We start from the raw sequence: 12066 nt of genomic DNA on the forward strand, positions 1-12066 counted from the left end.
GAGGCGTACACCTCGGCGCGGTAAATCGGTTGGCAGGGAAAACACCGTCTTCGAGAAACGTGGGGGCTACGGCTCCGACTCGCCGTCAGCGGTTCGGTGTGCCCCGCTGTCGGCCGTGCGCTCGCCGCGGGCGAGCGCACGGACCGGAGCGCGGACGCGCGCACGGAGGCTCCCGGCGGGGGCAGACTCGCCGCGGGCGAGCGAATCGGAGCGATGCGCGTCGCCGTCCCCGTCGCCCTCGCCGCGCTCGACCAGTTCCGGCACGATGACGCGGACGAAGTGGACGACCAGCACGAGGAGCAGCGGTCCCAGAAAGAGACCGTACCAGCCGAACAGCACCGGGCCGACGACGTACGCGAGCAACACGAGACCGGTGTGGAGGTCTCGGCCCGAGACGTAGGGCCGCAGGACGAATTCGGGAATCGTGTCCACGACGACGAACGCCACGAGCAGGAACGCGGCCGGGAACCACAGCTGCGCGGGGTCGGTGACCGCCGCGACGACCGCGAGGACGATGCCTAGCGGGACGTAGACCAGTTTCATCCCGACGACCGGGACGAGGCTGGCGAGACCGCTGAGCAGTCCGAGAAGCGTCGGCGATGGGACCGAGACCGCAGCGGGTGCGAGTAGGTCCAGCAGATTGTAACTGACCGCGGCGACGACGCCGATGACGAAGGCCGTCAGGATGTTGCCGAAGTAGACGGTTTCGAGGTCCTCGTCTACGGCCCGCGCGAACGCGACGGTCGGACCGTCCTCGTTGGCGACCTCGGTCCGGAACCACGCCGCGAGTCGGTGGTCGTCTCGGAGCAGGTAGAACGCGACGACGAGCGTGATGATGATGCCGAGCGCGGTGCTGGCGACGATGCCGAGCAGGGTGAACAGCGTCCCCAGAATCTCGCGGGCGGTCTCGGTCCCGCGCTGGGCGGCGAACTGCTGGATGTCCGCCTGTAGCTGTTGGGGAGTCGTCTGGAGGAGCGCGAGCAACTGCTGGGGGTCGAGCAGTTGCGAGAGGTTCATCTCGGCTCCGAGAACGCCTTCGAGTTCCTTGACGCCGACTCCGGCGAGCGAACTCAGTTCGCTAATGCTGACGACCACGGTGTAGGCCAATAACACGAGACCGGGGAACGCGAGGCCGAGCAACGCCGTCGCGGCGGTCAGCGTCGGTTGGTGTAGCCGCCCGAGCAGTCGCCGGTATATCGGTCGGGTCGCGTAGTAGACGAACAGTCCGAGCAGGAACGTTCCGAGAAACGCCGAGACGACGTAGCCGACCGCGGCGAGCAGTGCGACTGCGACTAGCCACCACGCGATTCGCTCCCGGTCGAACGAGAACTCACGGACCCAACCCATGCAGTACCGTTCGGCGCCCAGACAATAAGTTGTCTGGGGGAACGCGCCGCGGTTCGACCCTACTCGGCCGTCGTACTCGGTCCGCACCCGAGTAGCGTTCCCTCGGTCGTTCGAGGGTCCGCGAACTCCCAGTCGTCGGCTTCGACCCGCTTCAGGACGTTCTTGCCGACGAGATAGCTCACTTTGCTTCCACTGTCCGCGTGGACTTGCGTGGCTGTTTCGCCCTGGCTATCACCGCGCTGTCCCCACCCGAACTCGGTGGTGACGTTGACGACGAAGCCGTCGTCGGTGCGCTCGGCGTCCGACGCGTCGGTTATCCCGACATCGAGGTACGCCAGGTTCGTCTCGCGTTCAAGGATTTCGTTGTGCTTGTAGGCGCGCTCGTAGTCCGCCGCGAACTCGCTCGCGTTCGAGCGCGAGAGTCGCGCCGGGAAGTCGGGGTACGGTTTCGGGGCGATTTCGTCGGTTCCGTCGGGGGTCGGCGGCGTCGCTACGTCGTCGCAGTCGGCCGGAGACGACTCGTCGGCGTCGCCGCCGAAGGCGAGACAGCCCGCGAGGACACCGATAGAGCCGATTGCGGCGATTCGGAGGGACGACCGCCGGGAGAGCGAACTCGTCACGTCTCCCGGTAGCGCCACTTCCGGTAAATCATTTCTGGGTGACATTCGGGGTCTCCCCGCGGCGAATCCGGAGCGAAAATCGCTTCGACGGTCTCAGAATAACGGTTCGCCCATCGTCTCGCGGCCGAACGCGAAGACCACGAGACCGCCGAGAACGAACGCGACTGCGAGGGGCGCGAGCGCGGCGAGATAGCCGACTTCCACGAGCGTCCCGGCCAGAATCGGACCGAGGACCGCGCCGATTTTCCCGACGCCGCCAGCGAACCCGTTGCCGGTGGCCCGGACCTCGGTCGGGAACAGTTCGGGGGTGTAGGCGTAGATGGCACCCCACGCGCCCAGCGTGAAGAAACTCGCCGCGAGCAGGCCGCCGAAGAACGGCCAGAAGCCCGAGAACCCGGTACCGAACAGCGAGACCTCGGGCATCGAGGCGGCGAAGACGAAGGTGAACAGTCCCGAGAGGACGAGATAGCTCCCGAGCGTTGGCTTGCGGCCGATTTTCTCGACGAGGTAGGCCGCGCTGAAGTAGCCGGGGAACTGGACGACGCCGATGAGCAGGAAGTAGACGTACAGTCCCTCAATCGTTGTTCCGGCGACCGAGAAGTCGCCGACGACGCCCGCCGCGCCGACCGTGTCCGGGAGCCAGATGAACACGCCGTAGTAGCCGAAGTTGACCGCGAACCACGCGAGGGCTATCATCGCGGTGCGCTTGCGGAGGTCCGCCTCGAAGAGCCGCGAGTAACTCGGCGACTCGCCGGTCTCGACCGACTCGGCCGAGATGGGCGTGAACTCCTCGCCGTTCTCCTCGGCGATGGCCCGGATGCGCTCGTTTGCGCCCTCCACGTCGCCTTTCTGGGCGAGGTAGTAGGGCGTCTCGCGGAGTTGGCTCCGGATAACGAACACGAGTAGGGCCGGGAACGCCGCGCTGGCGAACAGGAGTCGCCAGCCAGCGACCGCGCCGAGGAACGGGACCGCAACGGTCCCGCCGGTCGAGAGGACCGAGAGGAACAGCCACGCCAGCACGACCGCGAAGACGTTGCCGAGCGGCCAGAACGCGTCGAGGTAGACCAGATAGCGGCCGCGCCGGTCGGTCGGCAGGTGTTCCGAGAGGTAGGAAGTGTCCACCGCGAGCGCGCCGCCCAGTCCGACGCCGGTCAGGAACCGGAGCGCGAACCCGGAGTAGAATCCGGTGGCGAAGGCGGTCAGGCCCGCGAACAGCGAGTAGGTCAGCACCGTCCACTGGAAGGCGTCGATACGCCCGCGCTCGTCGGCGTACCGACCCCACACCCAGTTACCCAGAATCATGCCCATCAGGCTCGCGCTCCCGAGCAGTCCGGCCGCGAGGCCCGACAGCCCCCACGCCGAGATGAGAACCGGGAGCGTGAAGCTGATGATGATGACCTCCATCCCGTCGAAGGCCCACGCGCTCCCGCAGATGGCCAACAGTCGTCGGTGGAATCGCCCGACTGGAATCCGGTCCATCACCTGTGAAACGGTCACTCGCTCGTCCGTGGTTGCTCCCTTTGCCATCTTGTAGCACTCCTTGTGCTCGAAAGTCGGCGTCGAACATACTTAAGAATGAGGAAATAGAGCAACAGAGAAGGGTTTCGAAGATTTTTTCTCTTCAAACAGAGATTCCGATTCGATTCGTCGTCCCAGTCGGCACCGGTCGGGCGGTAATCGGACGACGGCCGGGCGGTAATCGGTCGCGGGTCCGGCGCGCGAGGACCGCCGCCCCGATAGAAAGGATATAAGTACGCCCGACGCCGATTTCACGGGTATGAAAGACCAAGGAGGTTCCACGCGCAAGCGTACCGGCGGTCGGCTCCGTCCGTCCCACAAAAAGAAGAAGCACGAACTGGGCCGCGAACCCACCGAAACCACGGTCGGCGAGACCAAACTCCGAGTCCTCGACGCCCGCGGAAACACCGAGAAGGTCCGTGCCCTCTCGACGGACGTGGCCAGCGTCGCCGCGGACGGCGAGACGGTACAGGCCGAAATCGAGGACGTTGTGGAGAACGACGCCAACCCGAACTACGTCCGACGGAACATCATCACCAAGGGCGCACTCATCGAGACGAGCGAAGGTCTCGCGCGCGTCACCTCCCGACCGGGCCAGACCGGTAACGTGAACGCCGTTCTCGAAGACGAGTAACGCCGCTCTCGACTTCTCACTCGCATCCGACCGACTCGGCGACTGCCAATCGCGTTCGCCGAACTCGGCGGTGAATCCTCACGATTCGATAGCCGCCGCTCAACTCCTCTCAGCGTCGCTCAGACGCCGATACCGTCTTCGACGCGCTCCAGTCCGGCGTCCGTGATTCGGAACTGGACCTTCTCGCCCGCGGGCTTGGCGCGGTGCTTTTCGAGCGTGGCGCGCCGGTTGCCCCCCCGGAATCGCTCGATTCGAATCACGGTTCCGGTCCAGTGTTCGAGGGTGTGGCCGCCGAGCGGTCGCGCGCGGTCGCCGTCGGGGTCGGTGTAGACCTGATTCGTCAGAACCACCGCGAGGTCGTGCTTGCGCGCCAGTGACAGCAGGTGCGTGACCTGACTGGCGACTTCGCGCAGCGCCTCGCCACCCTCCTCGTCCTCGGCGCGTTCGAGTCGGTAGAACCCCGTCGCGCTGTCCAGCACTACGAGGTCGGCCCGCTCGGCGAGTTCCTCCGTATCTCGGACCGCCTCCTCCTGCTCGGCGAAGTCGTAGGCCTCCTTGATGATGATGCGGGAGGCCAACTCGTCAACGTCGTCCACGCCGGTCGCGGCGTCCACGCGGGCCTCGGCGACCTGTCGGAAGCGCGCCAGCGACAGGCCCTCGGTGTCGATGTAGACCGCGGTCCCGCCGTTCGCGGCGACCTCGACCGCCGCGCCGAGCGCGACGTTCGTCTTGCCCGCCGCGGGCGGGCCGTAGACCTGCGTGACGGTTCCGGTCTCGAACCCGCCGCCGAGCAGGTCGTCGAGCGGCCCGCACCCGGTCGGGATGGACTCCTGATTCACGGGGTGGGGTTGGACCCACCCAGTCAAAAGACTCCGGATTCGTATCAGTGCGTCCGTTACTGACTGCGGTCGTCTCCACAGGCATCAATGAGTCTAAATTCCAAAGTCGAGTCACCAAACTAGTCTCGAACCGCGAGTCCCGAAACCCGTACTTTCGCCGAGATTCCCTAATTTTAAGACACGTCGTATGCAACGACAAAACACGACACTCGGCTCGTCACTGCAAAAGGTGACAGGGTGTACCAGCACCCTGCCGGGTGTCGTGGGCAGACCACGACAATGTCAGATAAAAATTCGCACCAAGATAGTAGTGTCGAATCCGAAAACGACGACTCACACGTCTCGCCGACGGTTCTCGCGGAGTCGATTCGGAACAAGACTGATGCCCTCCACGCGCAGGGGACCGAACTCGCGGACCAGTTGGAGCGCATGGCCGAGGCCGAGGACGACGCCGACGCCGACGAGGACAGCGAGGTCAACTTCGCGGGCATGATGACCGAACTACTGGAGACCGCCAGCGACCTCGTAGAGATGGCCCACGCGATAGAGACCGCGCGATTGCGGGACGACTCGGAGTAGCCCGAGTGGGCCGGTCGGGGCGAATCAGTCGGTTCGCTCGCCGGGACCGAACAGAGCGAACTTTTTCACCTCGGGCGCGTTATCCCCGACCAGTGACAGTCGTCGTCGCCACAGCGGACTTCGAGGTGTATCACGGCGTGGTCAACGAGTTGCGCGACCGGGGCGTGACCTTCACCACGGTCGAACCCGGCGACTCGCTCCCGGAGGGCGCGACGGTGCTGATTCGCGCCGAGGGCGACGACGATTCCGCGGAGGAAATCGCCGACGCGGACGCCGAGGTAGAAACCGTCCTCGCGGACCCCGACGACCCCCGGCGCGCAGTCGATGAAGCCCTTGCTCGCCTCCGCGGCGGCGAGGGCCGGACTGTCGTCGGTATCGACCCCGGCACGCGGCCCGGCATCGCGGTCCTCTCGGGCGACGTGGTGGTCGCGGCGTTCCACGTTCCGCTGGCCGACGTGTCCGAGACCGTGCGCCGGGAGGTTGCCGACGCCGTGGACCCCGTGGTCCGCATCGGCGACGGCGCGCGCTTGCAGGGGTCTCAACTCGTCCGCGAACTGGAGGACGTTGCGGTCGAACTGGTGGACGAGACCGGGACGACGCCGTATCTGGGCACCGGCGCGCGCGGCATGGGCGACGTGCTGGCCGCGGTGAACATCGCCCGACTGGAGGGCGAACGCGTCGAGGGCCGGGACATCGAACCGACCGCCGGAGAGCTACAGGTCATCAAGAACAAGTCCCGCGAGCGGGCCGCGGACAACCGCGAAATCGACGAGGAACTGGCTCGTCGAGTCGCGGCGGGCGACCTGACGCTGGAGGAAGCGATGGCCGAGCATCGGAACGGGGAATGACTTGCTATTTTACTTTATCCACGCAATCCCTCAGCAATTTCTCTATTTCTTCTATTTTCTCTTCATTCTCATACATATGTTGGACGATTTCCTTTCCAGTCTCTATCTTCTTGAATTTGTATCCATCATCCATTTCTTCGTTGATTTTTTCTTCCATATTTTCATACTTTCCAACAAAAGACTCGTCCACGTCAATGTAACAGATTTCGCTTATTGATTCATGCGAGTAATAGTTCTCAATTTCTCTCCGTTCAAGAATCTTGCATGGTTTGCCGTGGTCCTTGAACTTCTGTTCGATTTCCTGAACTTTTTTATCTGGTTCTCCATCTGCTGATTTCTGGTCGCTATCGAGTAAGAGAGCGAAATTCCGATTTATTTTTTCTAAACGAGCGGGTTCGCAGTGGGCCATGTTGCCAGTTCCACCAAGATGTTGAATCGTGATGTTGTGCTTCGACCAATTTTCGATTGCGCGGCGTGCAATTTCTTCGATGACTTTGACTTCTGTGGGGCCTTCGACGTAGATCACGAAGTCGCTCTGTAGAATATCACTGTTTCGTGCTCCAATTTCATCAACGGCAGCAAATGCATCATCGGCGATGTATTCTATACTAGTCTCACCACTCTTTCTTCGGACGACGTGGAGATTCGCCTCACTCTTTCTATCAATCATCGTTTGTGAGTGGGTAGAAATACATGCCTGCCCTTTCGCCGCAATATTTTGAATGGCACTCAGCATTTTTCGTTCTGCCGCTGGGTGAAGGAAATTCCCCGGTTCTTCGAACAAAAGACAGTACCCTTCACCGACTTCCATGTCTACGTAAGTTTGCATCAGTGAAAGAATAAGGAGGCTTCCCACACCAGAACCTCGCTCAGAGACATTCACTTTCTCTGGCATGTATTGATCTTTAATCGAGATTGTCGGAGAGATTGCGTTCGAAATCTTCACAGAGCCAGTATCAACGTTGATATTAGCGACATCCGGCATGTGGTCCTGCATGTTCTCGGTAAGCTCTGATCCAAGATCAGACGCAGTCTCATTTAGTGAGTCTTCAAGATCGTTGATGTGCTCCTGCAGTGGATCATCTTCGTCAATTCCTCCTCGCTTGAGAATCGGTTCCAGCAAATTGTTTAAAATCGTGCCTCCTTTCAGTTTTGTTTCCTCCTTTACGTCACGTTCGGCCGGAATCCAAATTGGTCGAGGGAGAAAATGTTCCCAAATATGATTCCGTGACTTGGCCTTAGTAAGCCGTTCATCTTCGTAAATTATGGCTCCTTTAGAAAGCTCTTCGCCATTCACAAATGTTGTAGCACTGGGGGTCGTATTCTCTCTTCTCTTGAATTGTCTTTGTATCGTTATTTCGTCACCGTCTGAAGAATAATCTTCACCAAGCCTTTTATGGAGATCTTCAGGAATAGAAGAAAACGTTCCTGTAAGAGTGATTTCTTCTGCTTCTTTTTGGTGGAACTGGTGGCTTTTTGGCTTACTCTTGCTCAATAGACAATCGATAGCCTCCAATATTGAAGATTTCCCGGCGTCGTTCTTTCCAATAAACACGTTAAGATCGTCTGTCTCTAATTTGTCTGAGTCCACGATAGATTTAAAATTCTGCGCACGAAACGCGGAAAGCTCCATTTTAGGCATAAATCTTAGCATTAGTGTGGCAAATAAAAAGGATTCGGTTTAGATTCCAGACTGAGATTGGTTTTCTGCTCGGCGCATCACCTCGCGCACGGCCACGCCCGCTTCCCGCGCCACCGCCGCGCAGTCGTCGTACTCCGCGCTCACGTCGTACACCGCGCCGTCGTCGTCGCTGGCAAGTTTCACGCTCACCTCGTAGCGCTCGCCGCCGACCTCCACGGCGACCGACTCGAACTCCCGGTTGGCTATCCAGCGGTGGGTCGCGCCGGTCCGGCGAATCCCGAGCGTGCCGGTCTCCTCGGCGAGGCGGCGCGCCACGGCCTCGGCGTCGTCGGGTTTGCAGATGACCTTCACGAGGTGGCCCGGCCGGGACTTCTTCATCGTCAGGGGGACGACCGACACGTCGCGCGCGCCGACCTCCGCAAGCGACTCCTGCAACCCGCCCAGAATCTCGGGGGGCGCGTCGTCCAGATTCGTTTCGAGGACCGCGATGTCGTCGTAAACGAGGCTTCCGGAGTCCTCGGCCTCGCCCACCATCGCCCGGAGGACGTTCGGGTGGTCGGGGAAGTCGTACCCGCCCGCGCCGTAGCCCGACGACTCGACGCGGAGCGACGGCAGGGTCTCGACGCCCGCCGCGAAGTGCGCGAGAATCGCCGCGCCGGTCGGCGTCAGCAGTTCGGTCTCCACGGGTCCGCCCCGGAGCGACCAGTCGGCGCGCTCGGCGATTTCGACCACGGCGGGGGTCGGCACCGGGTAGACGCCGTGGCTCATCTCGACCTCGCCGCCGCCCGTCGAAAGCGGCGTCGTCACGACGCGCTCGGGAGACAAGTCGTCCACGAGGAGCGCCGCGCCCACCACGTCGGCGATGGCGTCGTCCGCACCGACCTCGTGGAAGTGCGTCGAGTCGAGGTCCGTGCCGTGGACGCTCGACTCGGCCTCGCCGAGCAACTCGAAGACCGCCAGCGCGTCGGTTTCGACGCGCTCGGGCAGGTCCATCGACTCGACTATCTCGACCACTTCGGGGTAGGTTCGGAGGGGTCCGGAGCCTTCGGCGTGGGTGTGGTCGCCGTGGTCGTGGTCGTGTCCGTGGTCGCCGTGGTCGTGCGAATGGTCGTGGTGGTGTCCGTGGTCGCCCTCGTGTGAATGGTCGTGGTCGCCGTGAGAGTGGCCGTGACCGTTATTTTCGTGCGAGTGCCGGTCGTCGCCATCGTCATCGCCGCCCGCTCCGGTGTCGCTCTCGCCGTCGTCCGCCAGCAGGACCGACACGGTGGTCGAAGCGATGCCGTTCTTGTCGGTCTTGCCGACTTCGTAGCGCACGGGTAGGGCGTCCTTGACGGGCGCGAGGGCGTCGCGGTCCGCGCCCGCCGCGAGCAGGGCCGCGAGTAGCATGTCGCCACTCGCGCCCATCCGGCCGTCGAATGCGAGCGTCTTCATGCAGTAGGGGTGGTTGTTCGCGGCGAAAAAGGCGGTGGTTCTCGTAACGGCGGCGGAGTGCCCGCCGAGCGCGCGCCCGAATCTGCCACAAAATACTCCCGGTGGCCAAACTGCTATGTAGCGCGAACACGTATGCAAAGCCATAGCATGCGCCCCGCTGTGACGACTTCGTCGGCCGGTGCAGTGGACGAACCCCCAATCAGCAAAGGACTTATCCTTCGCGGGCGCGCATCGACAAACAATCCCCGTACCACTAAATCATGAATGAAGTCCAACTAGAGGTGGCAAAGGCGTACCCGAACGATTCGGGTCGCGGTATCGCCCGTCTCGACCCGGACACGCTGTTGCATCTAAAGCTCAGTCCGGGCGACATCATCGAAATCGAAGGCGGAGAAACGACCGCCGCGAAGGTCTGGCGCGCGGACCGGCAGGACTGGAACACCGACACGGTTCGCATCGACGGCTTCACGCGGCAGAACGCCGACGTGGGCATCGGCGAGCGCGTCGAAATCCGGAAGGCCGAGGCCGAGAAGGCCGACAAACTCGTCCTCGCGCCGCCCGAGGAGGCCAGCGTCCAGTTCGGTTCCGACGCGGCCGGAATGGTCAAGCGCCAGATTCTCAAGCGTCCGGTGGTCGAGCGCGACATCGTCCCCGTGATGTCCTCGACCAACCACCCGTTCATGCGGTCGCCCGGTCAGGCGATTCCGCTCATCGCGGTCGAGACCGAACCGGACGGCGTCTGTCTCATCACCGAAGACACCGAGGTCGAGTTGCGCGAAGAGCCAATCAGCGGCTTCGAGAAGACCGGCGGCGGCATCACCTACGAGGACATCGGCGGTCTCGAAAGCGAGATTCAGCGCGTCCGGGAGATGGTCGAACTCCCGATGAAGCACCCCCAGATTTTCAAGAAACTGGGCATCGAACCGCCCCAAGGCGTCCTGCTCCACGGGCCGCCCGGTACGGGCAAGACCCTGCTCGCCAAGGCGGTCGCTAACGAGACCTCCGCGAGTTTCTTCTCCATCGCGGGACCGGAAATCATCTCCAAATACTACGGCGAGTCCGAGCAACAACTCCGGGAGATATTCGAGGACGCCACCGAGGAGTCGCCCTCCATCATCTTCATCGACGAGTTGGACTCCATCGCGCCCAAGCGCGAGGACGTGACCGGCGAAGTCGAGCGCCGCGTCGTCGCCCAACTGCTGACGATGATGGACGGTCTCGAATCGCGCGGACAGGTCATCGTCATCGCGGCGACCAACCGCGTGGACAGCGTGGACCCGGCCCTGCGGCGTCCCGGCCGGTTCGACCGCGAAATCGAAATCGGCGTGCCCGACGAGACCGGCCGCGAGGAGATTCTCCAGATTCACACCCGCGGGATGCCCCTGAGCGACGACGTGAACCTCCCGAACCTCGCCAACGACACCCACGGCTTCGTCGGCGCGGACATCGAGAGCCTGACCAAGGAGGCCGCGATGAAGGCTCTGCGCAGGTACCTCCCCGAAATCGACCTCGACGAGGAGGATATCCCGCCGAGCCTCATCGACCGGATGATAGTCAAACGGCAGGACTTCAACGGCGCGCTCAACGAGGTCGAACCCTCCGCGATGCGCGAAGTCCTCGTGGAACTGCCCAAGATTTCGTGGGACGACGTGGGCGGTCTCGAAGACGCGAAAGACCAAGTGCAGGAGAGCGTTGAGTGGCCCCTCTCCTCGCCCGAGAAGTTCCAGCGGTTGGGAATCAACCCGCCGAGCGGCGTCCTGCTCTACGGCCCGCCCGGCACGGGCAAGACCCTGATGGCGAAGGCAGTGGCCAACGAGACCAACGCCAATTTCATCTCGGTCCGCGGTCCCCAACTCCTCTCGAAGTGGGTCGGCGAGTCCGAGAAGGCCATCCGCCAGACGTTCCGGAAGGCCCGGCAGGTCTCCCCGACGGTCATCTTCTTCGACGAGTTGGACAGCCTCGCGCCCTCGCGCAGTCAGGAGATGGGCAGTAACGTCTCCGAGCGCGTGGTCAACCAACTGCTCACGGAACTCGACGGTCTCGAAGAGAAGGGCGACGTGATGGTCATCGGCGCGACCAACCGCCCGGACATGATCGACCCGGCGCTCATCCGCTCGGGACGGTTCGACCGCCTCGTCATGATCGGCCAACCCGACGAGGAGGGCCGCGAGCAGATTCTGAAGATTCACACGGACGACACGCCGCTGTCGGCCGACGTGAGCCTTCGGGAACTCGCGGAGATTACGGATGGCTACGTGGGTAGCGACCTCGAATCCATCGCCCGCGAGGCCGCCATTGAGGCGCTCCGTGAGGACGACGACGCCACCGAAGTCGGCATGAGCCACTTCCGGCAGGCAATGGAGAACGTCCGCCCGACGATCACCGAGGACCTGCTCGACTACTACGAGCAGATGGAAGACGAGTTCAAAGGCGGCTCGTCCAGTCCGACCGAGAGTCGGCGCGGCGGCCGGATCGGCTTCCAATGAAACTTTTGCTGCGGTCGAGCGCGCCGTAGGCGCGCTCTCCCTGGCAAAACGTTCATGAAAAACACCGGAAGGCAAACAGCGCCTTCCGAGCCGTCGTTCGTTCTGCTCACGACGACACGGCG

The 12066-nt window shown here is 62.7% G+C and carries 10 protein-coding genes; 4 read left to right on the forward strand and 6 right to left on the reverse strand.

Going from position 1 to position 12066, the window contains the following annotated elements; translation table 11 throughout:
* Positions 1 to 66: 66 nt before the first annotated feature.
* From EP007_RS03230 to EP007_RS03240, 3 genes are all read right to left on the reverse strand, one after another.
* Positions 67 to 1347, reverse strand: coding sequence for an AI-2E family transporter (locus tag EP007_RS03230; RefSeq protein ID WP_128476280.1), 1281 nt, complete (start codon positions 1345 to 1347; stop codon positions 67 to 69).
* Between the two features lie 59 nt (positions 1348 to 1406).
* Positions 1407 to 1967, reverse strand: coding sequence for a hypothetical protein (locus EP007_RS03235; RefSeq protein WP_128476281.1), 561 nt, complete (start codon positions 1965 to 1967; stop codon positions 1407 to 1409).
* Positions 1968 to 2060: 93 nt separating this feature from the next.
* Positions 2061 to 3494, reverse strand: a complete 1434-nt coding sequence (locus EP007_RS03240; protein WP_128476282.1) for an MFS transporter — start codon at positions 3492 to 3494, stop codon at positions 2061 to 2063.
* Between the two features lie 250 nt (positions 3495 to 3744).
* Between EP007_RS03240 and EP007_RS03245 the strand changes: the two genes are divergently transcribed.
* Complete coding sequence (locus EP007_RS03245) at positions 3745 to 4119, forward strand: 30S ribosomal protein S8e (protein WP_128476283.1); 375 nt, start codon at positions 3745 to 3747, stop codon at positions 4117 to 4119.
* A gap of 119 nt (positions 4120 to 4238) precedes the next feature.
* On the opposite strand, the gene radB is transcribed toward EP007_RS03245, so the two are convergent.
* The gene (radB, locus tag EP007_RS03250) at positions 4239 to 4958 is read right to left on the reverse strand and encodes a DNA repair and recombination protein RadB (protein WP_128476284.1); all 720 of its coding nucleotides are present in this window, start codon (positions 4956 to 4958) and stop codon (positions 4239 to 4241) included.
* Positions 4959 to 5237: 279 nt separating this feature from the next.
* Here radB and EP007_RS03255 point away from each other — a divergent pair, with 279 nt between their 5' ends.
* Both EP007_RS03255 and EP007_RS03260 read left to right on the forward strand, forming a co-directional pair.
* Entirely contained in the window at positions 5238 to 5537 is a 300-nt protein-coding gene (locus tag EP007_RS03255; RefSeq protein ID WP_128476285.1) for a hypothetical protein, read from the forward strand.
* A gap of 92 nt (positions 5538 to 5629) precedes the next feature.
* Entirely contained in the window at positions 5630 to 6385 is a 756-nt protein-coding gene (locus EP007_RS03260) for a hypothetical protein (protein ID WP_128476286.1), read from the forward strand.
* A gap of 4 nt (positions 6386 to 6389) precedes the next feature.
* Here EP007_RS03260 and EP007_RS03265 read toward each other — a convergent pair whose 3' ends face one another.
* Both EP007_RS03265 and larC read right to left on the reverse strand, forming a co-directional pair.
* A complete protein-coding gene (locus EP007_RS03265; RefSeq protein ID WP_128476287.1) occupies positions 6390 to 8027 on the reverse strand; it encodes an ATP-dependent nuclease in 1638 nt (545 codons plus the stop codon).
* Positions 8028 to 8066: 39 nt separating this feature from the next.
* Positions 8067 to 9458: a nickel pincer cofactor biosynthesis protein LarC gene (gene larC, locus EP007_RS03270; RefSeq protein ID WP_128476288.1), complete on the reverse strand. Its 1392-nt coding sequence runs from the start codon at positions 9456 to 9458 to the stop codon at positions 8067 to 8069.
* A gap of 260 nt (positions 9459 to 9718) precedes the next feature.
* Here larC and EP007_RS03275 point away from each other — a divergent pair, with 260 nt between their 5' ends.
* On the forward strand, positions 9719 to 11944 hold the full coding sequence (locus tag EP007_RS03275) for a CDC48 family AAA ATPase (RefSeq protein ID WP_128476289.1): 2226 nt from the start codon (positions 9719 to 9721) through the stop codon (positions 11942 to 11944).
* Positions 11945 to 12066 lie beyond the last annotated feature (122 nt).

This window comes from Halorussus pelagicus, from assembly GCF_004087835.1.
Taxonomy (GTDB): domain Archaea; phylum Halobacteriota; class Halobacteria; order Halobacteriales; family Haladaptataceae; genus Halorussus; species Halorussus pelagicus.